The sequence below is a fragment of the Streptomyces sp. NPDC050164 genome (assembly GCF_044459945.1).
Classification (GTDB): domain Bacteria; phylum Actinomycetota; class Actinomycetes; order Streptomycetales; family Streptomycetaceae; genus Streptomyces; species Streptomyces coeruleorubidus_A.
Map to the genome: position 1 here is coordinate 12,491 of NZ_JBITJK010000027.1, position 25,724 is coordinate 38,214.

Sequence of the window (25,724 nt, forward strand, 5' to 3'; positions counted from 1 at the left end):
TTACTGGATCACCACCTTGACGATGCCGGTGAGGGCGATCTGGGCGAGGGAAAGGGGGACGAGGAGGGTCCAGGACAGTTTCTGGAGCTGGTCCTCGCGCAGGCGGGGGTAGGTGACGCGGAGCCAGATCACGATGAAGGCGAGGACGGCGGTCTTCAGCAGGGTCCAGACCCAGCCGAGGCCGTCGGCGCCCCAGGGGCCGTGCCAGCCGCCCAGGAAGAGGACGGTGGTCAGGCCGCACAGGACGACGATTCCGGCGTACTCGGCGAGGAGGAACAGGGCGAAGCGGAGGCCGGTGTACTCGGTGTACGCGCCGAAGATGATCTCCGAGTCGGCGACGGGCATGTCGAAGGGCGGGCGCTGGAGTTCGGCGAGGCCGGCCACGAAGAAGACGATCGCGCCGACGATCTGCCAGGGCAGCCACCACCACTCGAAGGCGTCGAGGATGCCGGGGAGCGAGACGGTGCCGGCCGCCATCGCCACCGAGGCGGCGGTCAGGAGCATCGGCAGTTCGTAGGCGAGGAGCTGGGCGGCGGTGCGCAGGCCGCCGAGGAGGGAGAACTTGTTCGCGGACGCCCAGCCGGCCATGAGCGAGCCGAGGACGCCGACGCCCATGACGGCCAGGACGAAGAAGACGCCGGCGTCGATGACCTGGCCGACGGCTCCCTCGTCCGGGCCGATGGGGATGGCGAGCAGGACGAGGAGGTAGGGCAGGAGGGCGACGGCGGGGGCCAGTTGGAAGATACGGCGGTCCGCGCCCGCGGGGACGACGTCCTCCTTCTGCGCGAACTTCACGCCGTCGGCGATCAGCTGGGCCCAGCCGTGGAAGCCGCCGGCGTACATGGGGCCGAGGCGGCCCTGCATGTGGGCCATCACCTTGTGTTCGGTCTGGCCGATGATCAGGGGGAAGGTGAGGAAGACGACGAACACGATCAGGAGTCGCAGGATGACGTCGAGCACGTCGTTCACCGCGGGCCTCCTGTGGGGTCTTCGGGGTTGTCGGTGGGCTGCCGGTTGTTCGCCGGTTTCGGGGTGTCGGGGGTGTCCGAGGGCTCGGGAGACTCCGCAGGCTCGGGGTTATCCGGACTGCGCGATGTCTCCGTGCTGTCGGGCGCCTTCGCACCGTCCGTCGACTTCGGGGGGTCCGGTGACTCCGAGGTGCTGTTCGGGGTCTTCGGGTCACCCGACGGCTCGGGAGTCGGCAACGGTCCGGCCTCGGGCGACGGTTCGGGAGCCGGTTCTTCGAAGGCCGGGCGGGCGTGGTGCCAGGGGGCGTCCGTGCTGCGCGGGGGGCGCGATGCCCTGCCCGGCCGGCTGCCTCCGGGTTCGGACGCGGCCCGCTGGCTGGCGGAGCCCTCCGATGTGCGCGCACGGCGCGGGCCGGCAGAAGCACCTGGCTGTGTCCGCTGCGACGCCGAGCCGTCACTCGCGCTGCGCGCCCGGCGCGGCGCCGTCGAGGTGGCCGGGGTACCGGGCTCGGCGTCCGGCGACTCCGGCTCGGTGTCCGGCGACTCCGGCTCGGTGTCCGGTGGCTGGGAGCCGGTCGCGGTCGCCGCTGGTTCGGCTTCGGTGGCCTGGGATTCGGGACCGGAGGCGGTGGATTCAGGACCGGTGGACGTCTGGCTTACCGAGCCCTCCGCCGCCGTGCGGGTCCGCCGCGGGGCGGCCGGGGACGAGGGAGGCGTATCGCCCGTCGTCCCCTGACTCGCCGAGTCCTCCGTCACCGAGCGGTCGCGACGCGGCCCCGCCGAAGCCGGAGCAGCCGACTCCCCGGGCGCGGCCTGACTGGCCGAGCCCTCCGCCACCGAACGGCTGCGGCGCGAGGGCGTCGGAGACGGCGTACCCGCGTCACCGGCAGCGGCCTGGCTCGCCGAGCCCTCCGTCGCCGAGCGGGTTCGCCGGACCGGGCGTTCGCCCGCGGGGCGGGCGGTGGCTCGGGGCGGGCGGTCGGCTGGCGTGCGGCCGGGGCCGCGGGCCGGGGCTGGGGGGAGTTGGCCCTTCAGGGGGCCCCATTCGTTCGGGTCGGGGACGCCGGGGGGAAGCATCTGGCGGCGCTTGGGGCCGCCGTGTTCCGACTCGCCCGGTTCCTTCGCGCCGGGCCAGGCCTTGGCGACGCGTGCGGCCAGCACGAAGTCCTTGCGCAGGGGGTGGCCTTCGAAGTTCTCGGGGAGGAGCAGGTGGTCCAGTGCCGGGTGGCCTTCGAAGGTGATGCCGAACATCTCGTGCGTCTCGCGTTCGTGCCAGGCGGCGCCCGCGTAGACGCCGACCGCCGAGGGCAGGGCGGGGGCCTCGTGCGGGACGGTCGTACGCAGGAGAAGACGTCGGAGCGGGGACAGTGCCGCGACGTGGGCCGTGACGCGAAAGCCCGTGCCCGGTTCGTCGACCGCGCTCAGCCAGTCGAAGTACGTGCAGCCGAGGCGGTCGCGTGCGGTCTCCAGGGCGGAGATCCAGGTCGTCGGCGGTACGTCGACGGTCAGGACCTCGTACGACTCCTCGGCCGTGGCGTCCGTGCCGAAGAGTTCCTCGACGTCGGCGGGGAGCCAGCCGGCCGCGGTCATCGTCCCTCCTCCGATGCCGAGGGCGAAGGCGAGGGCGAAGGCGAGGGCGAAGGCGAGGGCGAAGGCGAGGACGGGGCCGGCGGTCGCACCAGGCCGCTCTGCAACGCCGCCGCCGAAGGCCGCCCCGCGCCCGTGCTGCCATAGCGCTCCCCCAGCGACTCGCGGGCGATCTTCTCCTGGAGCTTGAGGATGCCCTGGAGCAGCGCCTCGGGCCGGGGCGGGCAGCCGGGGACGTAGACGTCGACGGGGATGATCTGGTCGACGCCCTTGGTGACGGAGTACGAGTCCCAGTAGGGGCCGCCGCAGTTGCTGCACGCGCCGAAGGAGATGACGTACTTGGGTTCCGGCATCTGCTCGTAGAGGCGCTTCACCGCCGGCGCCATCTTGTCCGTGACCGTGCCGGACACCACCATCAGGTCGGCCTGGCGCGGGCCCGGCGCGAAGGGGATGACGCCGAGCCGGATGAAGTCGTGGCGGGCCATCGACGCCGCGATGAACTCGATCGCGCAGCAGGCGAGACCGAAGTTGAAGACCCAGAGCGAGTAGCGGCGGCCCCAGTTCAGGATCACCTTCATCGGCTCGGGCGCGAGTCGCGCGAGGGCGCCGAGCCGCTTCGGCTCCGGAAGCAGCACGGGCTCGGGGCTGGAGGGGGTCACGTCCATGCCAGCACGCCCTTCTTGTATGCGTAGAGCAGGCCCACGGCCAGGAAGCCGAGGAAGATGAACATCTCCACCAGGGTGGTCGCGCCGTAGCCGGGGGCTGCGAAGACGGTCGCCCAGGGGAACAGGAAGATCGAGTCGACGGCGAAGATCACGTACAGGAAGGCGTAGACGTAGTAGCGGACCTGGGTGTGGGCCCAGCCCTCGCCGACGGGGTCGACGCCGCACTCGTAGGTCAGGAGCTTCTCGGGTGTGGGGACGACGGGCCGCAGCAGGCGGCCGGCCCCGAAGGCGACGGCGACGAACAGCACACCGACGACGGCGAGCAGCCCGACGACCGAATAGGACTGGAAGTAGTCCGCCGCGACGACGGTCGTGGTGACGACGGTCGGTTCCGGCACGTCCGTCCCTCGCTCCCTGAAACTCGGACTGGATCCTGCGACGGTTCCGCGGCTCCGGGGCACGGCCGGGAACAACGGACGCCGCCGTTCGTCGAACAACGAACGCCGCCGTTCGACGATCTGTACGCACGGGAGTCTAGGCCCTGATAAAGGCAGGGTAAGCAGCCCGTCACGCCCTGGCATGCGGGGGTGGGGTTTACCTCAGTTGATGCTGGCGGTCTGCCTCATGGTGCGGCTGCCCGCCGCCGGGCACGCTAACGCATATGACCGAACGCATCCCGTCCTCCGGCACGAGCACGGCCACGTCGGCGGCCAGCCAGGACGACCGCCCGCCACCGCCCCGTCTCGCCTACGACCGGCACACCTGGAAGGAGATCGCGCACCTCCTGGCGAACCTCCCCGTCGCGCTGCTCGGATTCACCTACGTCGTGACGGTGCTGTTCACCGGCCTCGGGCTGACGATCACGGTGATCGGGTTCCCGCTGCTCGCGGCCGGGCTCATGGGCGCGCGGCTGCTGGGCCGGATGGAGCGGGCGAGGGCCAGGGCGCTGCTCGGGGTGCGGGTGGACGAACCGAGCCGGCTGCCGCTGCGGGGCTCGAGCGGTTTCCTCCCGCAGCTGTGGATGTTGCTGAAGGACCCGGTGGGCTGGCGCACGGTGCTGTACGAGTTCATACGGCTGCCGTGGGGCGTCCTCACCTTCGCCATCACGCTGACCTCGTTGTTCGTGCTGTGGCCGGTGCTGCCGTTCATCGCGCGGGGCCTGGCCAACGCCGACCGGGCCATGGTGCGCGCGCTGCTGTCGCCCTCCGACGAGCTGGAGCGGCGCATCGCCGAGCTGGAGTCGGACCGGGGGGTCGTGGTCGACACGGCCGCCGCCGACCTGCGGCGCATCGAGCGGGACCTGCACGACGGGGCGCAGGCCCGGCTGGTCAACCTGGCCATGGGGCTGGGCCTGGCGAAGGAGAAGGTCCTGGAGGACCCGGACGCGGCGGCGGCGATGGTCGAGGAGGCGCACGGCGAGGTGAAGCTGGCGCTCCAGGAGCTGCGCGACCTGGCCCGCGGCATCCACCCGGCGGTGCTGACCGACCGTGGTCTGGACGCGGCCCTGTCCGCGGTCTCCTCGCGCTGCACGGTCCCGGTCAAGGTGACGGTCGACCTGCCGGCGCGGCCGGCCGCGGCCATCGAGGGCATCGCCTACTTCACCGTCTCGGAGCTGCTCCAGAACGTCAGCAAGCACAGCGCGGCGAGGTCGGCGTCGGTGGATGTGTGGCGGAGGAACGACCGGCTGCTCATCCAGGTGTGGGACGACGGCCGCGGGGGCGCGAGTCTCGACGGCGGTACGGGGATGAAGGGCCTGGCCGAGCGCCTGGACGCCGTCGACGGGCTGTTCGTCCTGGAGTCCCCCGAGGGCGGCCCGACGACGGTCACGGCGGAACTCCCCTGGCGCGACCGCACGGACGCCTCCGGCGCGGACAACCGCTAGGTCCTGCCACCGACCAGGTGCTATCGCCACCAGGCGGCGGGGCCGGTGGCCGGAGGAGGCCGGACCGTGGCCGCAAGCGCGAGGCGAAGGCCGGGGCGGGGGGCGAAGCCCCGAGGCGGGGGCGAAGCCCGAGGCGCGGGCCCCCCTGGCAACAGCGCGGGGCCGTGCCCGCACACGCTGGGCCGAAGCCGGGGCGCGAGGCCAAGGCCGCGGACGCGGAGCCCCGGCAACAGCACGGGACCGCGGCCGCACACGCCGGGCCAAGGCCACACGCCCGAAGCCAAGGCCGGAGCGCGAAGCCAAGCCCACACGCGCGAGGTAGGGAAAACCCCCCGTCCAAGACGCCGACGGACTCCATGGTCCGCCGACCTGCGGCGGAGCAGGGTGGAGGTACGGGACCACAGCCGCAGGACGAGGAGAAGGACGACGCCGATGGCCACGGAGTACGGACAGGGGTACGGGCTCGACGGCAGGCCCGGGTTCCCCGGGAGCACCGAGCGGCGGCACCGGCTGCCCGCCGCGCTGCGGGCGCCGGTCGAGGGCCGCACCTGGCGCGAGCTCGGATATGTGCTGCTCAGCCTGCCGATCAGCATCCTGCTGTTCACCTACGCGGTCACGATGGTGTCGCTGGGGGCGGGACTGCTGGTGACGTTCCTCGGCATACCGGTGCTTGCGGCGGCGCTCGCCGGGTGCCGTGGCTTCGGGGCGCTGGAGCGGCTGCGGGCGCGGGCGCTGCTGGGCATGGAGGTGGCCGACCCGGAGCCGCTGCGGATGAAGAAGCCGGGCGCCATGGCGTGGATGGGGGCCGTCCTCAAGAGCGGCGCCTCGTGGCGGGCCCTGCTGTACGCGGTGCTGCATCTGCCATGGGCGGTGTTCTCGTTCGTCTTCGCCGTGAACGTCTGGGTGCTGGGCTGGGCGCTGCTGACGTACCCACTGTGGTTCTGGGTGTTCCCGATGTACGCCGGCCAGGACGGGATCCAGCTGTACGGCGACGAGACACACCGGGTCTACCTCGACAACCCCTTCGAGATCACGGTGACCGCGCTGGTGGGCCTGCTGCTGACGATCGCCACGCCGTGGATCGTGCGGGCGCTGACGATGGTGGACCGGCTGCTGGTGCACGGACTGCTCGGGCCGTCGCGGCTGGCCTCGCGGGTGGTGGAGCTGGAGTCGGACCGGGGGGTCGTGGTCGACACGGCGGCGGCCGACCTGCGGCGCATCGAGCGGGATCTGCACGACGGGGCGCAGGCGCGGCTGGTGGCGCTGGCCATGGATCTGGGGCTGGCGAAGGAGAAGCTCCAGGAGGATCCGGAGACGGCCGTGCGGATGGTGGACGAGGCGCACGGTGAGGTGAAGACGGCGCTCCAGGAGCTGCGGGACCTGGCCCGGGGGATCCACCCGGCGGTGCTGACGGACCGCGGGCTGGACGCGGCGCTGTCGGCGGTGGCGTCGCGGTGCACGGTGCCGGTGCAGGTCGAGGTCGACCTGGCGGAGCGGCCGGCGCCGGCGATCGAGGGGATCGCGTACTTCACCGTGTCGGAGCTGCTCCAGAACGTCAGCAAGCACGCGCGGGCGACCTGGGCCGGCGTGGAGGTGTGGCGGACGGAGAACCGGCTGATGCTCCAGGTCGTGGACAACGGCGTGGGCGGGGCCGACACGTCCCAGGGATCCGGGCTGGCGGGGCTGGCGGAACGGCTCGACGCGGTGGACGGGATCCTGGTGGTGGACTCGCCGGCGGGCGGGCCGACCCGGGTGACCGCGGAGCTGCCGTGGCGGGGCGCGCACGTGAGGTGACCTTCGGTCGAGGGGCCGGGGGGCGACGCCCCTCCCCCTGAGGGCTGTGCCCGGCCTGGGTCTCCGCCCCCTGGAGCCCGGCCTTCGCCCCCACCCGCAAGCCTTCCCGATCATCCACCAGCCTTCCCCACCACCCGAATCGGCCAGATCGGTCGGACAACAAGCCGGTCCAACCCCCATCCAGCGCCCGATCCTGAAATGCTGGACCCGTCGCACGGGTGGGCGCGGAGCCGTTGTGGGCTGCGGACGGGCGGCGTCGGGCTGCGGGGGGCCGAACATCGTGGAGGACAGGGTGCGGGTGGTCATCGCCGAGGATTCAGTGCTGCTGAGGGAGGGCCTGACCCGGCTGCTGACCGACCGTGGGCACGAGGTCGTCGCCGGGGTCGGTGACGGCGAGGCGCTGATCAAGACCATCACGGAGCTGGACGCGCAGGGCGATGTGCCGGACGTCGTGGTCGCCGACGTACGGATGCCGCCGACGCACACCGACGAGGGGGTGCGGGCGGCGGTGCAGTTACGCAAGGCGCACCCGGGGCTCGGCGTGCTGGTCCTGTCGCAGTACGTGGAGGAGCGCTACGCCACGGAGCTGCTCGCGGGGTCCAGCCGGGGTGTCGGCTATCTGCTGAAGGACCGGGTTGCCGAGGTGCGGGAGTTCGTGGACGCGGTGGTGCGGGTGGCCGAGGGCGGTACGGCGCTCGACCCGGAGGTCGTCGCGCAGTTGCTGGGCCGCAGCCGTAAGCAGGACGTGCTCGCGGGGCTGACCCCGCGGGAGCGGGAGGTGCTGGGGCTGATGGCCGAGGGGCGGACGAACTCGGCGATCGCCCGGCAGCTCGTGGTCAGCGACGGGGCGGTCGAGAAGCACGTCAGCAACATCTTCCTGAAGCTGGGCCTCTCCCAGAGCGAGGGGGACCACCGCCGGGTGCTGGCCGTGCTGACGTACCTCAATTCGTGAAAGTCCTGACATGCGAGTCAGAGTGCCCGATCGTCTCAAAGTCGTGTCCAACATGCGAATGACCCGCAGAAGGCGACCCTTGCGGTCGTAGTGTTGATCCTGGGAATGCCTGCGGGAAGGCCTTCCCGGACAGCCGCCTCGAAGGAGGTCCAGTTCAGTGACCAGCCAGGTCAGTAGCCCAGCGGAGCAGGCCGACGAAGCAGTCCTAGGAGAGCAGCGCAAAGCGGCGGGCGCGAAGGACGTTCGCCGCCTCGACCGGGTGATCATCAGGTTCGCGGGGGACTCGGGTGACGGTATGCAGCTCACCGGTGACCGTTTCACCTCGGAGACCGCGTCGTTCGGCAACGACCTGTCGACGCTGCCGAACTTCCCGGCCGAGATCAGGGCGCCCGCCGGGACCCTGCCGGGCGTGTCGTCCTTCCAGTTGCACTTCGCCGATCACGACATCCTCACGCCCGGCGACGCGCCGAACGTGCTGGTGGCGATGAACCCGGCCGCGCTGAAGGCGAACATCGGCGACCTGCCGCGCGGCGCCGAGGTGATCGTCAACACGGACGAGTTCACCAAGCGGGCGATGCAGAAGGTCGGCTACGAGACCAGTCCGCTGGAGGACGGGTCGCTGGACGGCTACCAGGTCCACCCCGTGCCGCTGACCACGCTCACCGTGGAGGCGCTGAAGGAGTTCGACCTCACCCGCAAGGAGGCCGAGCGCAGCAAGAACATGTTCGCGCTGGGCCTGCTGAGCTGGATGTACCACCGGCCCACCGAGGGCACGGAAAGATTCCTCAAATCGAAGTTCGCGAAGAAGCCCGACATCGCGGCGGCCAACATCGCCGCCTTCCGGGCGGGCTGGAACTTCGGCGAGACCACCGAGGACTTCGCCGTCTCCTACGAGGTCGCCCCGGCGGCCACGGCGTTCCCGCCGGGTGTCTACCGCAACATCTCCGGCAACCTCGCCCTGTCGTACGGGCTGGTCGCCGCGAGCCGGCAGGCGGATCTGCCGCTGTACCTGGGGTCGTACCCGATCACTCCGGCGTCGGACATCCTGCACGAGCTGAGCAAGCACAAGAACTTCGGGGTGCGGACCTTCCAGGCCGAGGATGAGATCGCCGGTATCGGGGCGGCGCTGGGCGCGGCCTTCGGCGGTTCGCTGGCCGTGACCACGACGAGCGGCCCGGGTGTGGCGCTGAAGTCGGAGACGATCGGTCTCGCCGTCTCGCTGGAGCTGCCGCTGCTGATCGTGGACATCCAGCGCGGTGGTCCGTCGACCGGTCTGCCCACCAAGACCGAGCAGGCGGACCTGCTGCAGGCGATGTACGGGCGCAACGGCGAGGCTCCGGTCCCGGTGGTCGCGCCGCGTACGCCGGCGGACTGCTTCGACGCCGCGCTGGAGGCCGCCCGGATCGCGCTGACGTACCGCACGCCGGTGTTCCTGCTGTCCGACGGTTACCTGGCCAACGGCTCCGAGCCGTGGCGCATCCCGGACCTGGAGGAGCTGCCGGACCTGCGGGTGCAGTTCGCGCAGGGCCCGAACCACACGCTCGACGACGGCACCGAGGTGTTCTGGCCGTACAAGCGCGACCCGCAGACCCTGGCCCGCTCCTGGGCGATCCCGGGCACGCCGGGTCTGGAGCACCGGATCGGCGGCATCGAGAAGGAGGACGGCACGGGCAACATCTCCTACGCCCCGGCCAACCACGACTTCATGGTGCGCACCCGGCAGGCGAAGGTGGACGGCATCGAGGTCCCGGACCTCGACGTGGACGATCCGCACGGAGCCAGGACCCTCGTCCTCGGGTGGGGCTCGACGTACGGGCCGATCACGGCCGCGGTGCGGCGGCTGCGCCGGGCCGGGGAGTCGATCGCGCAGGCGCATCTGCGCCACCTCAACCCCTTCCCGCGGAATCTGGGCTCCGTACTGGAGCGCTACGACAAGGTGGTGATCCCCGAGATGAACCTCGGGCAGCTCGCCACGCTCATCCGGGCGAAGTACCTGGTGGACGCCCACTCGTACAACCAGGTCAACGGCATGCCGTTCAAGGCGGAGCAGCTCGCCGCGGCGCTGAAGGAGGCCATCGATGGCTGAGACGTCCACACAAGGCACGGGCACCATCGAGGCGCTTTCCCTCGTCCCCAAGGCCGAGGGCAGGCAGTCGATGAAGGACTTCAAGTCCGATCAGGAAGTGCGCTGGTGCCCCGGCTGCGGCGACTACGCCATCCTCGCCGCGGTGCAGGGCTTCATGCCCGAGCTGGGGCTGGCGAAGGAGAACATCGTCTTCGTCTCGGGCATCGGCTGCTCCTCCCGCTTCCCGTACTACATGAACACGTACGGGATGCACTCCATCCACGGCCGCGCCCCGGCCATCGCCACCGGTCTGGCCAGCTCCCGCCGCGATCTGTCGGTGTGGGTCGTCACGGGTGACGGCGACGCGCTGTCCATCGGCGGCAACCACCTGATCCACGCGCTGCGGCGCAACGTCAACCTCAAGATCCTGCTGTTCAACAACCGGATCTACGGTCTGACCAAGGGCCAGTACTCGCCGACCTCCGAGGTCGGCAAGATCACCAAGTCGACGCCGATGGGCTCGCTGGACGCGCCCTTCAACCCGGTGTCGCTGGCGATCGGCGCGGAGGCGTCGTTCGTGGCGCGGACGGTCGACTCCGACCGCAAGCACCTGACGGAGGTGCTGCGGCAGGCCTCCGCCCACCAGGGCACGGCCCTGATCGAGATCTACCAGAACTGCAACATCTTCAACGACGGCGCCTTCGACGCCCTCAAGGACAAGCAGCAGGCCGAGGACGCCGTGATCCGGCTGGAGCACGGCAAGCCGATCCGCTTCGGCAGCGACCTGGCCAAGGGTGTCGTACGGGACCAGGTGACCGGTGATCTGAAGGTGGTCGCGGTGACGCCGGACAACGAGGACCAGGTGCTCGTCCACGACGCGCACGCCGAGTCCCCGACCACGGCGTTCGCGCTGTCCCGCCTCGCCGACCCGGACACCCTGCACCACACGCCGATCGGTGTGCTGCGCTCCGTCGACCGGCCCGTCTACGACACGCAGATGGCCGACCAGCTGGACAACGCGATCGAGCAGCACGGCAAGGGCGACCTGGCCGCGCTGCTGGCGGGCGGCGACACCTGGACGGTCGTCGGCTGAGCACGACCACGCCGTACGGCATCGAGGCCCGGGACTGCTAGGAGGCGGCCCGGGTCTCGTCGTACGCCCGGCGGGCCTTCTCCACGTCGTCCATGCGCCGGTGCGTCCACTGCGAGAGGGCCCGCACCTGCTCGGCGGCCTCGCGGCCCAGGTCGGTGAGGGAGTAGTCGACGCGGGGCGGGATCACCGGCTTGGCGTCGCGGTGGACGAGGCCGTCGCGCTCCAGGGTCTGGAGCGTCTGCGTGAGCATCTTCTCGCTGACGCCCCGGCCCCCGTAGTCGCTGATCGCCCGGCGCAGCTCGCTGAACCGGTACGGCCGGTCCAGAAGCTCGATCAGCACGAGCACGCCCCAGCGGCTGGTGACGTGCTCCAGCACCAGCCGGTACGGGCACAGGGCCTCACCATCACTTACTGCCATGCCAGTACCTTACTTCAAAGTGGGCACTTTCCAGAAGTTGGCGCCTCTCGTAGGGTTAGTGCCATCGCACCCCACAAGGAGAGCCATCACCATGAGCATCGTCGTCACCGGAGCCACCGGAAACCTCGGCCGTCACGTCGTGGAGCAGCTGCTGGAGAAGGTCCCCGCCGAGCAGATCACCGCGGTCGTGCGCAACGCCGAGAAGGCCGCCGACTTCGCGGACCGCGGGGTACGGATCGCGCTGGCCGACTACAGCGCGCCCGCCTCCTTCGACGGCCTGTTCTCCGCCGGTGACAAGGTGCTGCTGATCTCCGGCAACGAGTTCGACAAGGGCCGTGTACAGCAGCACAAGGTCGTCATCGACGCCGTCAAGGCGGCCGGTGTGGCCCTGCTCGCCTACACCAGCGCCCCGGGCACGCTGACCGCCGCGCTCGCCGACGACCACCGCGGCACCGAGGAGCTGCTGCTGGACTCCGGCGTGCCCTACACGCTGCTGCGCAACGGCTGGTACCACGAGAACTACACCGAGAACCTCGCCCCGGTGCTGGAGCACAACGCGGTCGTGGCCGCCGCCGGCGAGGGCAAGGTCTCCTCCGCCGCCCGCGCCGACTACGCCGCTGCCGCCGTCGCCGTGCTGACCGGCGAGGGGCACGAGAACAAGACGTACGAGCTGGGCGGCGACACCCCGTGGAGCTTCGCCGAGTACGCGGCCGAGCTGAGCCGCCAGACCGGCAGGGAGATCACCTACAACCCGGTCTCGACCGAGGTGCTCACCGGGATCCTGACCGGCGCCGGCCTGCCCGAGCCGCTGGCGCAGACGCTGGCGGGCGTGGACGCCTCCATCGAGAAGGGCGAGCTGGTCGTCTCCACCGGCGATCTGTCCCGGCTGACCGGCCGCCCGACCACTCCGTTCTCCGAGGCCATCGCCGCGGCGCTCAAGGGCTGAACTCCCCCCGGCGGGCCCTTGAGCCGCCCCACCCCCGGCTGTCATGACCGTATGCCGATACGGGCATGACAGCCGAGGGCGCTCGGCGTTACCGTCGTGCGCGGAACACCACGTACGGAGGCGGAGGAGGAGCCCGTGAGCGGCAAGCCGAGGGGTGAGCGGCACATAGGAGTGCTGAACGGCTTCGCGGCCTACGGGATGTGGGGACTCGTCCCGCTGTTCTGGCCCCTGCTGAAGCCCGCCGGTGCGGGGGAGATCCTGGCCCACCGGATGGTGTGGTCGCTGGTCTTCGTGGGCGCCGCCCTGCTCGTGCTGCGCCGCTGGGCCTGGGCCGGCGAGCTGCTGCGGCAGCCGCGCAGGCTGGGCCTCGTCACGGTCGCCGCGACCTTCATCACCCTCAACTGGGGCCTGTACATCTGGTCCGTGAACTCCGGCCACGTCGTCGAGGCCTCACTCGGGTACTTCATCAACCCGCTGGTCACCATCGCGATCGGTGTACTGCTGCTGAAGGAGCGGCTGCGGCCGGTGCAGTGGCTGGCGGTCGGGACCGGCGCCGCGGCGGTCGTCGTGCTGACCGTCGGCTACGGCCGGCCCCCGTGGATCTCCCTCGGCCTCGCCTTCTCCTTCGCCACGTACGGGCTGGTGAAGAAGAAGCTGAACCTCGGCGGCGTGGAGTCGCTGGCCGCCGAGACCGTGATCCAGTTCCTGCCCGCGCTCGGCTTCCTGGTGTGGCTGACCGCACGGGGCGACTCCACCTTCACCACCGAGGGCGCGGGGCACGCGGCGCTGCTCGCCTCGGCCGGGATCGTCACCGCCCTGCCCCTGGTCTGCTTCGGCGCGGCGGCCATCCGTGTGCCCCTGTCCACGATCGGTCTGTTGCAGTACCTGACGCCGGTCTTCCAGTTCGTGCTCGGCGTCTTCTACTTCCACGAGGCGATGCCGCCGGAGCGCTGGGCCGGGTTCGCGCTGGTGTGGCTGGCACTGACACTGCTCACCTGGGACGCCCTGCGCACCGCCCGCCGGGCCTCCCGCGCACTCACCAGCGAGATCAGCGCGCCCAGCGCCACCAACGCCACCGGCACGATCAGCGCCGCCCGGAACGCCGACAGCGTGGCCTCGGGGCCGGACCCGGTGGACGCCAGGCCGTAGACCGCGGTCACCGCCGCGATGCCGATGGCGGAGCCGAACTGCGTGGCGGTGGTCAGCAGCCCGCCGGCCAGGCCCTGCTCCGACTCGGCGACCCCGTCCGTCGCGGCGATCGTCAACGGCCCGTAGGCCAGGGCGAACGCGAGGCCGGACAGCAGCAGCGTCGGGAACATCATCGCGTAGGACCAGTCCATGCCCACCGGCAGGAACAGGGCGTAGGCGGGCACCGCCAGGAGGAATCCGCCGAGGATCACCCGGGCGTTGCCGAAGCGGGCGACCAGTCGCGGGGTGAGCGTCGGCGCGAGGACCGCGTCGACACCCATGACGATCAGGGCGACGGCGGTCTGGAGGGACGACCAGCCACGCAGTTCCTGCAGGTAGAGCGTGACGACGAACTGGAAGCCGAAGAAGGCGCCGAGGAAGAGCAGCGCACCCAGGTCGGCGCGCACGACCGGGCCCTGCCGCAGGATCCCGAGGCGGACGAGCGGGTCCGGGCAGCGACGCTCGAACGCGACGAAGGCACCGGCCAGGAGCAGGGCCGCGAGCCCCGAGACCAGGGTGAGCGGCCAATCGTGCAGGCCGTGTTCCAGGCGTACGACGGTGTAGGCGGCCAGCAGCATGGCGCCGGCGGCGGTAATCGCGCCGGGCAGGTCGAAGGTGCGTCCCCGCGCGGGTGGGGCGTCCTGCCGGGGCACCAGGCGCACCGCCGCGACGAGCAGGGCGGCGGTCAGCAGCACAGGCGCGAAAAACACCCAGCGCCAGCCGAGCTCGGTGAGCAGGCCGCCGATGACCAGGCCGAGGGAGAAGCCGGCCGCGCCGGTCCCGGCGAAGACCAGCACGGCCTTGTTGCGCTTCGGCCCCTCCTCGTAGGACGTGGTGATCAGGGAGAGCGCGGCCGGGGTCATGAACGCGGCGGCGACGCCGGTGACGAACCGGGCGACGATCAGCATCCAGTCGTCCGTCGCGAGGCCGCCGAGTCCGGAGAAGGCGAGGAAGACGGTCAGCCAGAGCAGGAACATCCGCCGCCGGCCGAGCAGGTCGGCGGCCCGGCCGCCGAGGAGGGTGAAGCCGGCGTATCCGAGCACGTAGGCGCTCAGCACCCAGGCCGCCGTGCCGGTGGCAAGGCCCAGATCGGAGCGGATGGCCGGGATCGCCACCGCCATCATCGCGACGTCGGCGCCCTCAAGGAAGATCGTCCCGCACAGGACGAGCAGCAACGCCCAGGCACGCGTGCCCATCGGTCAACACTCCTCTGGTCAAGTTCGGTTACGCAAATGAGGGTCGGTTCCCTCTTGTAACCACGACCACCCTGCGGCAGCATCGACAGATATGGAAGAAGGCACTTCGAAGTCACCGAGTAACTGCGAGAGCACCGTGGACCACGGCGACGCGGATCCCTTCCAGTGGGACACCCGCGAGGACTGCCAGGTCCGGCAGATCCTCGACCGGATCGCCGACAAGTGGTCGCTGCTCGTCATCGCGCTGCTGGAGAACCGGCGGCTGCGCTTCACCGAGCTGCGCCGGGAGATCGACGGGGTCAGCCAGCGGATGCTGACGGTGACCCTGCGGTCGCTGGAGCGCGACGGCCTGGTGAAGCGGACGGTGCACCCGGTGGTGCCGCCGCGGGTCGAGTACGAACTGACCTCCCTCGGCAGGACGCTGCACACCACCATCCAGTCCCTGGTGACCTGGACGGAACGGCACCAGGAGGAGATCGCGGCGGCCCGCAGCGCGTACGACGCCCGCGAGGCGCGGGCTACGGCTTCCTAGGGAGGGCCCGGGCCCGGTGTGCCCGGGCCTTCTCCCGGTTGCCGCAGTGCTCCATCGCGCACCAGCGGCGGCGGCCCGGGCGAGAGGTGTCGACGAAGAGCAGGTAGCAGTCGTGCGCGCCGCACTCGCGGACGCGGTGTGCGTAGGGGCCGGTGAACAGGTCGATCGCGTCCCGGGCGATCGTGGAGAGCAGGTGGGCTCCGGTGGCGCCCGGGGCCCAGGCGCGGGTGCCGTCCGGCTCGATGCGGGCGGCGAGCGGGGGCCCGGCCGCGGCGGCGTTGACGACGCCCAGGTGGTCGGCTCGCAGCGGGCGGCCGTGGGCGCGGTCGGCGGCGAGCTGGAACACGGCGTCGCGCAGGGCGCGGACGCGCTCCAGCTCGTCCTCGGTGACGGTGATGTCCAGGCCGTCCGGGAGGCGGCTGCGTGCGGTCCAGGCGACCAGGTCGGCGGGCTCGTGCAGCACCTCGTACCGCGCGAACTCCCCGGGGCCGCCCGTCGTCAGCAGTTCCAGGCACAGGGCGCCGGGGTCGAAGCGGAAGGTTCTTCCCTCGTACGAAGTCAGCGTCAGTCCCGGCGTTTCCGTTGCGCGCTCATTCACGTAACCAGTATAAGTGGTTACATGGCAGACAACGCTCCGCACCCCCTCCACTGGAAGATCGTCATCGACGCGAACGACCCGCACGCACAGGCCGACTTCTGGGCCGCCGCGCTGCGCTACGAGGTCGAGGACAACAACGCGCTCATCGAGAGACTCCTGGGCTCCGGCGCCGTACCGGCCGAGCTCACCGTCGAGTTCCACGGTCGGCACGCCTTCCGGGACGTGGTCGCCGTACGGCATCCCGACGACCCGTACGACAAGGAGAGCGGGACCGGACTGGGACGGCGGCTGCTGTTCCAGCGCGTACCGGAGCCGAAGACGGTCAAGAACCGGCTCCACCTGGACTTGCACCCCGATCAAGGGACGCGCGAGGACGAGGTCGTACGCCTGGAGGGGCTCGGGGCGAGCGTGCTGCGGCGGGTGGCGGACCAGGGCACGGCATGGGTCGTGATGGAGGATCCGGAGGGAAACGAGTTCTGCGTGCACTAGTGCGGCGACAACCCAACTATCTGGCCGCTTAGCGCTCTTGACGGTAATTCAGCCGGGGCTTCACCATCCAGGCACCCCATTCACCTGTGAATCCGGAGCCCCCACATGAAGCTCTCCGTTTCCGCGCGTGCCGTGGCGGCCGGTGCCGTGGCGACCGCCATGCTCCTGACCGGCGGTGCCGTGGCGGACGCCGCGTCCGCTCCCCCGAGACCGGCCGCCGCGCCCGACCTACCCCTGGCGGGCGTCAAGGCCCACCTGTCCCAGCTCCAGTCCATTGCCACCGCCAACGGCGGCAACCGCGCGCACGGCCGCCCCGGCTACAAGGCCTCGCTCGACCACATCAAGGCCAAGCTGGACGCGGCCGGGTACACCACCACGGTCCAGCAGTTCACCGCCTCCGGCCGCACCGGCTACAACCTGATCGCCGACTGGCCCGGCGGCGACGCCAACCAGGTCGTGATGGCCGGCTCGCACCTCGACAGCGTCTCCTCCGGGCCCGGCATCAACGACAACGGCTCCGGCTCGGCCGCCGTCCTGGAGACCGCCCTCGCCGTGTCACGGGCGCAGTACAAGCCCACCAGGCACCTGCGGTTCGCCTGGTGGGGTGCGGAGGAAGTCGGCCTGGTCGGCTCCCGCCACTACGTCAACCGGCTGGCCACCGGGGACCGTTCGAGGATCAGCGCCTACCTGAACTTCGACATGATCGGCTCCCCGAACCCCGGCTACTTCGTCTACGACGACGACCCGGCGATCGAGAAGACCTTCAAGGAGTACTTCGCCGGCCTCGGCGTCCCGACCGAGATCGAGACCGAGGGCGACGGCCGCTCCGACCACGCGCCCTTCAAGAGCGCGGGTGTGCCGGTGGGCGGCCTGTACACCGGGGCGAGCCGGACGAAGACGGCGGCGCAGGCGGACAAGTGGGGCGGCACGGCCGGGCGGGCCTTCGACCGCTGCTACCACTCCTCCTGCGACACCACCGCCAACATCGACGACACCGCCCTCGACCGCAACAGCGACGCCGTCGCGTACGCGGTGTGGGAGCTGTCGCGGTAACGGCGCCTACTGGTTGCGGGCGCGTTCGGTCAGGCGGCCCATGCGGGCGCGGGCCGACTCCAGTTGCTCGATCTCCTCGGCTGCGGGGCCGTCCTCGGCGGCGAGTTCGGTCCACAGGCCGATCAGGTCCCGGCCCAGCTCCAGTCCCACCACGGGGTCGCGCACCGCGCGCCAGGCGGTGGCCGCGCTCTGCACGTTGCCGTAGGCGGCCTCCGCGTCGCCCGTGCGGCGGCGGGCACCGGCCAGGTCGAGGGACAGCCGGAAGGCCCGGACCGGGTCACCCGCCAAGTAGGCGATGTACGCGGTGAGTTCGCCCAGCCGGAGCACCTCGGGGTGCTCCGGCCCGAGCGTCCCGGACGCCTCCGCGACGGTCCGGTCCGCCAGCCCGGCCGCCGTGTCGATCCGGCCTTCCTTGACGGCCTCGTTGATCCGCGCGATCGGCTCCGCGAGGAGGGCGGGGGCGGCGGGATCGCCCGGGGCGCCGAGGGGCTCGTCGCCGAGCACGGCCTCCGCGACGGCGTCGAAGCCCCGGGCGGGAGTCGGCTTGGCGTCGGCTTCGGCCGCGAGCAGCTCCGCTTCGGACATCGGCTCGGGCTCCCGCCTGCGGTGGGGTACCGGGCCGGTTCCGGGGAGGGGGAGCGGCCTGGCGTCCATGAGCGGGGGCGGCCCGAACTCGCCGGTGGGGGGTGTGACGGTGCCGGGAGGGGTGACCGGGCCCGGGGGCGTGGAGGTGCCCGAAGGCGTGGATGTGCCGGGCGGCTGGGGCGTGTCGGGGGGCGTGGGCCAGGCCGGTGGTGCGTCTTCCGGTTCGGTCTGCAGCGACTCCGGTACGGGTCGCGGCTCGAACGTCGGTGGGAGCTGATCGTCCGGCTGCGGTTCGGGCACCGCCCGCAGCGGGAACGTCGGTGGCGTGCCACGGCCCGGCTCCGGTACGGGGCGCAGGACGTGCGTGGCCCTGTCGCCGCGCGGGTGCTGCCGCTCCGGCGCGGGCGGCGTCGGTCCGGGCGGCGGAACGGGCGACTCCGTCACCGCGCCGGCCGCAGGAGTTTCCGTGGCGACGGCGTCCTTTGGCGGGGCCGTGCGGACCGGCTCGGCGGTGAAGCGGCTGGAGCCGTCCGGGTCGACCTGGAGCGGCACGACGTAGCCGATGCGCTCGTCGTGGACCGTGGCGAGGACGGGATGGCCGGTGGCGAGGGCGATGTGGTGGAGGCGGTTCAGAACGGCCTGCTGGATCTCCTCGCCGGGGGCCGCGAAGACGGGGACACCGCCGACCGACGCACCGTCACAGACACCCCCCGCGCCTGCTCCCGACCCCGCTCCCGCCGGGTCCGTTCCGGCCCCGGGGACACGGACGTCGATCGGCGCCGCCGGGGTCGCCGCGCGTGCGGCCTGCTTCTGTTCCCGCTTCTTCTCGCGGCTGAGTCGAGACATCGTCCCCTCAATCGGCGTCGTACCTACTGTCGAGTGTGTCCGCTCGCATCCGTTTCTCACGTCACCGCGGTGTCACAGGCTCGTCCCAAGGGTTCCGGGACCCGGCATGGATCGTTCCGGTTGGCATGAGGATCGAGAGTACGAGGGAGGAGAGGGGCATGCAGACAGGCATGCGGCAGGGACCGGAGATCTGGATCCGCGGCCCGGTGACGACCACGCAGGAGCCGGGGCCGCCAGGGCCCGCTCACACCCATGCCGCCACGCGGCGTTTCTCCTGGGTCGGCACACACGGCGGCGCGGGGGTCTCCACCCTCGCCGCGGTCTACGGCGGCCATGACAGCGGCCGCGCCTGGCCCGGGCCGGGCGACCCGCCGTCCGTGCTGCTGGTCGCGCGGACGCACGCGGCCGGGCTGGACACGATCGCCGGGGCGGTGGAGATCTTCCGGCGCGGTCAGGCGCCGCCCGGCCTCGACCTCGACGCCGTCGTCCTCGTGGCGGACGCTCCTGGCCGGCTGCCGCGTCCGCTGGCCCAGCGGGTCAGGTCCCTGGAGTCGGTCATCGACGTGTACCGCGTGCCGTGGGTGCCGGCCTGGCGGCTGGGCGAGCTGGGGCATCCGCCGCGCGAGACATCGGCCCTGGTCCGGCTGACGGGAGCGGCGCGCTGACGGCGGTGTCCCTGTCGGCCGGGGAGATCGCGGCGGGCGTACGGGCCCGGGAGCTGCGCGCGGTCGACGTGGTCGCGGCGGCGCTGGAGCGGATCGAGCGGGCCGATCCGGAGCTGTGCGCGTTCGTGGAGGTGTGGCGCGAGGAGGCGTTGCGGCGGGCGGGCGAGGTGGACGCGCGACTCGGCCGGCGTGCCCGGGATGTCCCCCGAAAGGAGGAAGCGCTGCCGCTCGCCGGGGTGCCGATCGCCGTGAAGGGGCGGCACGGGCTGCGTGCGGCGGGGCCGCTGCTCGCGGCCGGGTGTGTCGCCGTGGGTGCGACCTCCGTGCCCGGGTCGGGGACGCCCTGGCAGACCTGGGGTCTCGGCGCCCGGGGCCGGACCGTCAACCCGTGGCGGGCGGACCGTACGCCGGGCGGTTCGTCGGCCGGGGCCGCGGTGGCGGTGGCGGCCGGGCTGGTGCCGCTGGCGACGGGCGGCGACGGGGCCGGGTCGGTGCGGATCCCGGCGGCGTGGTGCGGGGTGACCGGCCTGAAGACCACGGCCGGACGGCTGCCCTCCGCCGACCGCACGGGGCTCGCCGTCCCCGGCGTGCTCGCCCGTTCGGCGTCGGACGCGGCGAGCTGGTGGCGGGTGGTGTCGAAGGAGCCGGTGCTCGCCGGCGCGCCTCTGCCCGTCACCGCCGTCTGGTCGTCCGACCTGGGCTTCGCCGGGCCCGACCCGGAGCCCGTCGCGCTCGCCCGGGCGGCGGTCGACCGGCTCGTGGCGGCGGGTGTCGTACGGCCCGTACGGCCGCGGGTGCCGTTGCGGCTCGCGGACCCCGGGCCCGCCTGGCTCGCCCTGCGCACACCCGGCGCCGATCCGGGCGAGGCCCACCGCGTCCGGGCGGAGAACGACCGGCGGCTTGCCGGACTGTTCGCCGAAGCGCAGCTGCTGCTGACGCCGACCACGCCCACCGCACCGCACGGGCACGACGGCCCGGGAGACCGCTACTCCACCTCCCTCACCTGGGCGTTCAACCTCAGCGGACACCCGGCGCTGAGCCTCCCGGCGGGCTTCGGCGGTGACGGCTGCCCGGCCGGGGTGCAACTGGTGGCGCCACACGGCCGGGAGGCGCTGCTGCTGGGCGTGGCGCGGGCGGCGGAGGTACACATCGGGAGCTGACGGCGACCTTCCTCTTCGTCCTGGGTAGCGCCCGTTCCGACGGCAACACCGAGCTGCTGGCCCGACAGGCAGCCGAGCAACTCCCCCCGGACGTCGAACAGCAGTGGATCGACCTCACCGAGCACCCGGTGCCCGTTCGGGGACCTGCGGCACGACAGCGACCACGTCCGCCCGGCCGAGGGCAACCTGGCCCTGCTGCTCGACGCCACCCTCGCGGCCACGGACATCGTGATCGCCTCGCCCCTGTACTGGTACTCGGTCTCCGCGCACCCCAAGCGCTACCTGGACCACTGGTCGGGCTGGCTGCTCACGCCCGGCATCGACTTCAAGGCGACCCCGGCCGGACGCACCCTGTGGGGCGTCACCGCGCTCGCGCACCCGCAGCCGGAGATGGCCGACCCGCTGGTCGGGACGCTCAACAACTCGGCCGCGTACATGGGGATGCGGTTCGGCGGAGTGCTGCTCGGCAACGGCAGCAAGCCCGGTGACGTGCTGAACGACACCGAGGCGCTGACCCGGGCGAAGACGTTCTTCGAGCAGGAGGCGCCACTGGCCCGGCTCGTGTACGAGTACTGAGCGCTGCCAGGACTGGCCCTGCGCGGGGACTGTGCGCTAGGCGGTGATGTCCTTCGTCGTGAAGCGGGCCCAGGCCGCCGAGCCGAACACCGCCGCGTACAGGGCCTGGAGGCCCAGGTTCTTCGCCAGGTCGTCCCAGTAGACGGGCTCGCGCATGAGGTCGGCGAAGGACAGCCAGTAGTGCGAGAAGAAGTACGGCTGGAGGGCGTGCAGTTGCGGGATCTGGTCGAGGATCTGGACCGTGATCAGCAGGCCGACGGTGGTCGCCATCGCCGCGATGCCGCTGCCCGTGAGCGTCGAGACGAACAGCCCGAGCGCGGCGACGCCGATCAGTGACGCGGCGACGACCAGGGCGATCAGCAGGGCTCTGCCCAGGCCTTCGGCGAAACTGATCCGGGTGCCGGAGATGGTCGTCAGATCGCCGAGCGGGAACAGCAGCGCGCCGACCGTCAGCGCCGAGACGGCCACGACGAGGGTGGCGGTCAGGCAGAAGATGACGACGGTCGCGTACTTGGTGAGCAGCAGACGGCCGCGGCCGGCCGGGGCGACCAGCAGATAGCGGAGCGTGCCGGCGTGTCCCTCGCCGGCGATCGCGTCGCCCGCGACGACACCGATGGCCATCGGCAGGAAGAACGGGAGGGTGGCGGCCAGCGCGGTGAAGACGAGGAACAGGCCGTTGTTGGTGATCTGCGAGATGAAGGCCGGCCCTCCCCCGCCGCCACCGCCGGGCGACGAACCGTCGCTCGTCTCGATCTTGATGGCGATGCCGACCAGGACGGGCACGCCCGCCAGCACGGCCAGCAGCGCGAGGGTGCGCCAGCGCCGGAAGGTGGTGGTGAGCTCGCTGCGCAGCAGCCCGAAGGTCCACAGCGGGCTCACCGGCCGTACGGTCCGACCGACTTCAGCCCGCGACATCGAAGCCCTCCCCGGTCAGCGCGACGAACGCGTCCTCCAGCGAGGCCCGTTCGACCGTGAAGCCGCGTACGCGCACACCGGCCGTCACCAGCGCGGTGTTCACGTCGGCGAGGTCGCTCTCCGGTGGTTCGCCGGTCACCCGGTCGTCCGTGACGACGACGTCGCCGACGCCCTGCTCCTTCAGCACCCGGGCCGCCTCCGCCGGGTCCGGCGTGGTCACCACCAGCCGGCCGCGCGCCCCGGCGGACAGCTCGGCGACCGCGCCCTGGGTGATCAGACGGCCCTGCGTCATCACGGCCGCGTGCGTGCAGACCTGCTCGATCTCGTCGAGCAGGTGGGAGGAGAGGAAGACGGTCGTGCCGTCCGAGGCCAGCTCCCGTATCAGGGTGCGGATCTCGCGCATGCCCTGCGGGTCGAGGCCGTTGGTCGGCTCGTCGAGCACGAGCAGCCGGCGCGGCTGGAGCAGCGCGGCCGCGAGGCCCAGACGCTGTTTCATGCCCAGCGAGTACGCCTTGGCCTTCTTGCCCGCGGCGGCCGTCAGGCCCACCCGGTCCAGCGCGGCGGCGACCCGGGCCTTGCGGGTGCGCGGATCGGCGGCCGGGTCGGCGCAGTCGTAGCGGATCAGGTTGTCGCGGCCGGAGAGGAAGCCGTACGGGGCCGGGCCCTCGATGAGGGCGCCGACGTGCGGCAGCACGGCGCGGGTGGCCCGGGGCATGGGCTGCCCGAGCACCCGTGCCGTGCCGGAGGTGGGTTCGATGAGGCCCATCAGCATGCGGATGGTGGTGGTCTTGCCGGAGCCGTTGGGTCCGAGGAAGCCGAAGACGCTGCCCGCCGGGACGGTCAGGTCGAGGCCGTCGACGGCGAGTTGTCCGCCGCGGTAGCGCTTGGTGAGCGCGCGGGTGGCGATGACCGGTTCCCCGGCCTCGGCCCGCACGTCGCTGTGCTCCCGCTCCGCGGCGGACGGTTCACCCATCGGCTTCCTCGTTCTCTCCGAGTCCCGTAGGAGTACTGGACTTAACTCCCGGCGTCGGCCGCCTTCACGAGCGCGTCCTTGGTGACCATGCCCACGTAGACCTTGCCGTCGTCCGTCATCAGGGCGTTGACCAGGCGGGTGGAGAAGACCGTGCCCGAGCCGAACTTGCCGGTGACCTTGTCGCCGAGCGAGTTCACGAAGCCGCCGAGGTCGCCGCCGGCCTCGCCGGAGGGCATGCCCTCGCCGCCGGTGTCGAAGGTGGCTATGGAGTTCCAGCCCTCGCCGATGGTCTTCATTCCGTCGAGGCCCTTGCCGAGGTTCTCCTCGGACTTCGGGGCGTGCTTGCGCGCCTCGCCCTTGTCGAAGCCCTTGCCAGAGGCCTTGTCGGAGGCCTTGTCGGAGGCCTTGTCGGAGGCCTTCTCCTCGGTGACCTTCGCGCCCTTGGGCGGGGTGAAGTCGAAGGTCGACGCGGCCGGCTTGGCGAAGCTGACCTGGGTGAAGCCCGCGTCGACGACGGCGGCGCCGCCGCTCGCCGGGGTCAGCGTGAACTTCAGCGGCATGCCGGTCTTCGCGTCCACGGCCACGGTGACCGCACCGACCGTCGTGCCGGACTGCTTCGGCTTGATGAGCAGCTTGTAGGCGTCCCGGCCGGCGACCTGGGCGGTGCCGTCCACGGTCACGGAGGTCGTGTCGTCGACGGCCTTCAGGGCCTCCTCGGCGAAGTCCTTCGGCGTGGCCGGCGGCTGCTCCTTCTCGTGCCCCGGGCTGTCGGAGGCGGTGCCGTGGTAGACCTCGTTCGACTTGCTGTCGTAGCCCCAGACGTCCTTGCCGTTGTGGACGATGCTGTACTCGGCGGCGTTCTCCAGCAGCGACAGCTTCTGCTTGTCCGGGCCGTCGGCCGCGACGCGCAGGGTGTGCGTGCCGGAGGCCAGTTCCGTGAGCTTGGCCGTCGGGTCGGCGGAGGAGGCGCCCTCGCCCTGGCCCGCGGCACCGGACATCAGGCTGCTCTCCAGCCCGCCGAGGTCCGGCAGGCCGAGGTCCGTGCTGATCTTCACCGTGCCGGACAGCTGCTGGACGTCCGACTTGGCCATCTTCTCGATGAGCTGCTGTGCGGTGATCTTCGGGAGGTCGGGGTCACCGGAGTCGGCGAGTGCGGGGACCAGCCCGATCGTCGCGGCCGCCACCCCCATCACCGTGACCGGGACGACGTACCGCGCGGCTTTGCGCCGCCCGGAGCGCTGCTCGTCGACCTCCCCGCCGGTCGTGCTGTCGTCGGATGCGTACGGTGCCATGTGTGCCCTACCTCCGTGGTCGGCGGCGGCTGTCCGTGTCGTCCACGCACTCGTCCCTGAGCCGCCATTCTCACCCGAAGTGGTGAGGAGTGGTGTTTTCCGTGGTGTCCATCTGACCAAATCGGCCAGGGAGATACGTCAGACCCCGGGCTCAACTCCACGTACTGCTGCGGTATGACACGAGAGGGCGACTTCTCCCCCGACCCGTAGGGGTCGTACGGGGAAGAGGCGCTAGCCGGCCCGGTGCACCACCGCGTCGGACAGCTCCACCAGCGCCGTCTTCGCGGTGCACTCGGGCAGCGGCGCGAGCGCCGAGCGGGCGGCCTGGGCGTAGCGGATGGTGTCCTGGCGGGCCTGTTCCAGCGCCGGGTGGGCGCGCAGCAGGCGCAGGGCCTCGGCGTGCCGGTCGTCGTCGGTGAGGTCGGAGTCCAGCAGCTCGCACAGGGCGATGTCGTCCGCGAGCCCGAGCCGGGCGGCCCGCTCGCGCAGCCGCAGCACCGGCAGTGTGGGGATGCCCTCGCGCAGGTCGGTGCCGGGGGTCTTGCCGGACTCGTGGGAGTCGGAGGCGATGTCCAGGACGTCGTCCGCGAGCTGGAAGGCGACGCCGAGCCGCTCGCCGTACTGGGTCAGCACGTCCACGACCGTCTCGTCGGCGCCGGACATCATCGCGCCGAACCGGCACGACACCGCCACCAGCGAGCCGGTCTTGCCGCCCAGCACGTCCAGGTAGTGCTCGACCGGGTCGCGGCCGTCCTGCGGTCCGGCCGTCTCCAGGATCTGCCCGGTCACCAGCCGTTCGAACGCCTCGGCCTGCACCCGCACCGCCTCCGGGCCGAGGTCGGCCAGGATGTGCGAGGCGCGGGCGAAGAGGAAGTCGCCGGTGAGGACCGCGACGGAGTTGCCCCAGCGGGCGTTCGCGCTCGCCACCCCGCGGCGCACGGCGGCCTCGTCCATCACGTCGTCGTGGTACAGCGTGGCGAGGTGGGTCAGCTCCACGACGACGGCCGACGGCACGATCCCGGGCGCGTGCCGGTCGCCGAACTGGGCGGAGAGCATCACGAGCAGCGGACGGAACCGCTTGCCGCCGGCCCGGACCAGGTGCTGGGCGGCCTCCGTGATGAAGGGCACCTCACTCTTGGTGGCCTCGAGCAAGCCTTCCTCGACAGCCGCCAACCCGGCCTGGACATCGGCTTCCAGAGCCTGGTCCCGCACGCTCAGCCCGAACGGCCCGACGTCGGTCACGAGGGGTCTCCTGTCTGCTGGTGTCTGCCGGTGATTACGCGGTT

23 protein-coding genes and 2 pseudogenes are annotated in these 25,724 nt (G+C 71.8%); 13 read left to right on the top strand and 12 right to left on the bottom strand.

From position 1 onward, the window contains the following. Genes ACIBNA_RS29480 through ACIBNA_RS29495 form a run of 4 tightly spaced genes read right to left on the bottom strand, consistent with a single transcriptional unit; the run spans position 1 to position 3,618 of the window. On the bottom strand, positions 1-969 hold the full coding sequence (locus ACIBNA_RS29480) for an NADH-quinone oxidoreductase subunit H (RefSeq protein ID WP_399168216.1): 969 nt from the start codon (positions 967-969) through the stop codon (positions 1-3). Next, a complete protein-coding gene (locus ACIBNA_RS29485) occupies positions 966-2,558 on the bottom strand; it encodes an NADH-quinone oxidoreductase subunit C (RefSeq protein ID WP_399168217.1) in 1,593 nt (530 codons plus the stop codon). Before ACIBNA_RS29485 ends, ACIBNA_RS29480 begins: the two co-directional genes overlap by 4 nt. Then, positions 2,555-3,220 (bottom strand): NADH-quinone oxidoreductase subunit B, encoded by a 666-nt coding sequence (locus ACIBNA_RS29490; RefSeq protein ID WP_399168218.1) that lies wholly within the window; start codon positions 3,218-3,220, stop codon positions 2,555-2,557. Before ACIBNA_RS29490 ends, ACIBNA_RS29485 begins: the two co-directional genes overlap by 4 nt. Beyond that, positions 3,211-3,618, bottom strand: coding sequence for an NADH-quinone oxidoreductase subunit A (locus ACIBNA_RS29495; RefSeq protein ID WP_010041427.1), 408 nt, complete (start codon positions 3,616-3,618; stop codon positions 3,211-3,213). The genes ACIBNA_RS29490 and ACIBNA_RS29495 overlap by 10 nt, the downstream gene beginning before the upstream one ends. A gap of 263 nt (positions 3,619-3,881) precedes the next feature. On the opposite strand from ACIBNA_RS29495, the gene ACIBNA_RS29500 reads away from it, so the two are divergent. The 5 genes from ACIBNA_RS29500 to ACIBNA_RS29520 all read left to right on the top strand — a co-directional run bounded on the left by ACIBNA_RS29500 (position 3,882) and on the right by ACIBNA_RS29520 (position 11,006). After that, the gene (locus ACIBNA_RS29500) at positions 3,882-5,102 is read left to right on the top strand and encodes a sensor histidine kinase (RefSeq protein WP_399168219.1); all 1,221 of its coding nucleotides are present in this window, start codon (positions 3,882-3,884) and stop codon (positions 5,100-5,102) included. 432 nt (positions 5,103-5,534) lie between these two features. Then, entirely contained in the window at positions 5,535-6,896 is a 1,362-nt protein-coding gene (locus ACIBNA_RS29505; RefSeq protein WP_399168220.1) for a sensor histidine kinase, read from the top strand. A gap of 280 nt (positions 6,897-7,176) precedes the next feature. After that, positions 7,177-7,848: a LuxR C-terminal-related transcriptional regulator gene (locus ACIBNA_RS29510; protein ID WP_399168221.1), complete on the top strand. Its 672-nt coding sequence runs from the start codon at positions 7,177-7,179 to the stop codon at positions 7,846-7,848. A gap of 157 nt (positions 7,849-8,005) precedes the next feature. After that, complete coding sequence (locus ACIBNA_RS29515) at positions 8,006-9,934, top strand: 2-oxoacid:acceptor oxidoreductase subunit alpha (RefSeq protein WP_399168222.1); 1,929 nt, start codon at positions 8,006-8,008, stop codon at positions 9,932-9,934. Beyond that, positions 9,927-11,006, top strand: coding sequence for a 2-oxoacid:ferredoxin oxidoreductase subunit beta (locus ACIBNA_RS29520; RefSeq protein ID WP_399168224.1), 1,080 nt, complete (start codon positions 9,927-9,929; stop codon positions 11,004-11,006). The genes ACIBNA_RS29515 and ACIBNA_RS29520 overlap by 8 nt, the downstream gene beginning before the upstream one ends. 37 nt (positions 11,007-11,043) lie before the next feature. Here the strand turns inward: ACIBNA_RS29520 and ACIBNA_RS29525 are convergent, their stop codons facing one another. Further along, positions 11,044-11,424: a helix-turn-helix domain-containing protein gene (locus ACIBNA_RS29525; protein WP_274818358.1), complete on the bottom strand. Its 381-nt coding sequence runs from the start codon at positions 11,422-11,424 to the stop codon at positions 11,044-11,046. A gap of 91 nt (positions 11,425-11,515) precedes the next feature. Here ACIBNA_RS29525 and ACIBNA_RS29530 point away from each other — a divergent pair, with 91 nt between their 5' ends. Both ACIBNA_RS29530 and rarD read left to right on the top strand, forming a co-directional pair. Continuing rightward, positions 11,516-12,370, top strand: coding sequence for an SDR family oxidoreductase (locus ACIBNA_RS29530; RefSeq protein WP_399168225.1), 855 nt, complete (start codon positions 11,516-11,518; stop codon positions 12,368-12,370). A 198-nt stretch (positions 12,371-12,568) separates the two neighbouring features. Beyond that, a pseudogene (gene rarD, locus ACIBNA_RS29535) lies at positions 12,569-13,306 on the top strand (EamA family transporter RarD); the annotation flags it as partial. On the opposite strand, the gene ACIBNA_RS29540 reads toward rarD, so the two are convergent. After that, positions 13,291-14,754 carry an MFS transporter gene (locus tag ACIBNA_RS29540; protein WP_399168226.1) on the bottom strand — a complete coding sequence of 488 codons (1,464 nt, stop codon included), beginning with the start codon at positions 14,752-14,754 and terminating at the stop codon, positions 13,291-13,293. The pseudogene rarD and the gene ACIBNA_RS29540 overlap by 16 nt on opposite strands. Positions 14,755-14,845: 91 nt before the next feature. Between ACIBNA_RS29540 and ACIBNA_RS29545 the strand changes: the two genes are divergently transcribed. Continuing rightward, positions 14,846-15,286, top strand: coding sequence for a winged helix-turn-helix transcriptional regulator (locus tag ACIBNA_RS29545; RefSeq protein ID WP_399168227.1), 441 nt, complete (start codon positions 14,846-14,848; stop codon positions 15,284-15,286). Here the strand turns inward: ACIBNA_RS29545 and ACIBNA_RS29550 are convergent. After that, positions 15,273-15,884 carry a CGNR zinc finger domain-containing protein gene (locus ACIBNA_RS29550; RefSeq protein ID WP_399168228.1) on the bottom strand — a complete coding sequence of 204 codons (612 nt, stop codon included), beginning with the start codon at positions 15,882-15,884 and terminating at the stop codon, positions 15,273-15,275. The genes ACIBNA_RS29545 and ACIBNA_RS29550 overlap by 14 nt on opposite strands. A gap of 21 nt (positions 15,885-15,905) precedes the next feature. Between ACIBNA_RS29550 and ACIBNA_RS29555 the strand changes: the two genes are divergently transcribed. Together ACIBNA_RS29555 and ACIBNA_RS29560 are read left to right on the top strand one after the other, a co-directional pair. Continuing rightward, positions 15,906-16,373 (top strand): VOC family protein, encoded by a 468-nt coding sequence (locus ACIBNA_RS29555; protein WP_399168229.1) that lies wholly within the window; start codon positions 15,906-15,908, stop codon positions 16,371-16,373. Positions 16,374-16,478: 105 nt separating this feature from the next. Then, positions 16,479-17,426: a M28 family metallopeptidase gene (locus ACIBNA_RS29560; RefSeq protein ID WP_399168230.1), complete on the top strand. Its 948-nt coding sequence runs from the start codon at positions 16,479-16,481 to the stop codon at positions 17,424-17,426. Positions 17,427-17,432: 6 nt separating this feature from the next. On the opposite strand, the gene ACIBNA_RS29565 is transcribed toward ACIBNA_RS29560, so the two are convergent. Continuing rightward, complete coding sequence (locus tag ACIBNA_RS29565) at positions 17,433-18,857, bottom strand: tetratricopeptide repeat protein (protein WP_399168231.1); 1,425 nt, start codon at positions 18,855-18,857, stop codon at positions 17,433-17,435. A 158-nt stretch (positions 18,858-19,015) separates the two neighbouring features. On the opposite strand from ACIBNA_RS29565, the gene ACIBNA_RS29570 reads away from it, so the two are divergent. The 3 genes and pseudogenes from ACIBNA_RS29570 (at position 19,016) to ACIBNA_RS29580 (ending at position 21,258) form a co-directional block, all read left to right on the top strand. Beyond that, on the top strand, positions 19,016-19,522 hold the full coding sequence (locus ACIBNA_RS29570) for a DUF6668 family protein (protein ID WP_399168232.1): 507 nt from the start codon (positions 19,016-19,018) through the stop codon (positions 19,520-19,522). A 5-nt stretch (positions 19,523-19,527) separates the two neighbouring features. Further along, on the top strand, positions 19,528-20,682 hold the full coding sequence (locus ACIBNA_RS29575; protein WP_399168233.1) for an amidase: 1,155 nt from the start codon (positions 19,528-19,530) through the stop codon (positions 20,680-20,682). Next, positions 20,679-21,258 (top strand): annotated as a pseudogene (locus ACIBNA_RS29580) (flavodoxin family protein). Before ACIBNA_RS29575 ends, ACIBNA_RS29580 begins: the two are co-directional and overlap by 4 nt. Positions 21,259-21,294: 36 nt before the next feature. Here the strand turns inward: ACIBNA_RS29580 and ACIBNA_RS29585 are convergent. The 4 genes from ACIBNA_RS29585 to ACIBNA_RS29600 all read right to left on the bottom strand — a co-directional run bounded on the left by ACIBNA_RS29585 (position 21,295) and on the right by ACIBNA_RS29600 (position 25,680). Beyond that, positions 21,295-22,173 carry an ABC transporter permease gene (locus ACIBNA_RS29585; RefSeq protein ID WP_399168234.1) on the bottom strand — a complete coding sequence of 293 codons (879 nt, stop codon included), beginning with the start codon at positions 22,171-22,173 and terminating at the stop codon, positions 21,295-21,297. Further along, entirely contained in the window at positions 22,160-23,146 is a 987-nt protein-coding gene (locus tag ACIBNA_RS29590) for an ATP-binding cassette domain-containing protein (RefSeq protein WP_399168235.1), read from the bottom strand. The genes ACIBNA_RS29585 and ACIBNA_RS29590 overlap by 14 nt, the downstream gene beginning before the upstream one ends. A gap of 41 nt (positions 23,147-23,187) precedes the next feature. After that, positions 23,188-24,438: an outer membrane lipoprotein carrier protein LolA gene (locus ACIBNA_RS29595; RefSeq protein ID WP_399168236.1), complete on the bottom strand. Its 1,251-nt coding sequence runs from the start codon at positions 24,436-24,438 to the stop codon at positions 23,188-23,190. Between the two features lie 231 nt (positions 24,439-24,669). Then, positions 24,670-25,680, bottom strand: a complete 1,011-nt coding sequence (locus ACIBNA_RS29600) for a polyprenyl synthetase family protein (RefSeq protein ID WP_399168237.1) — start codon at positions 25,678-25,680, stop codon at positions 24,670-24,672. Between the last annotated feature and the right edge of the window lie 44 nt (positions 25,681-25,724).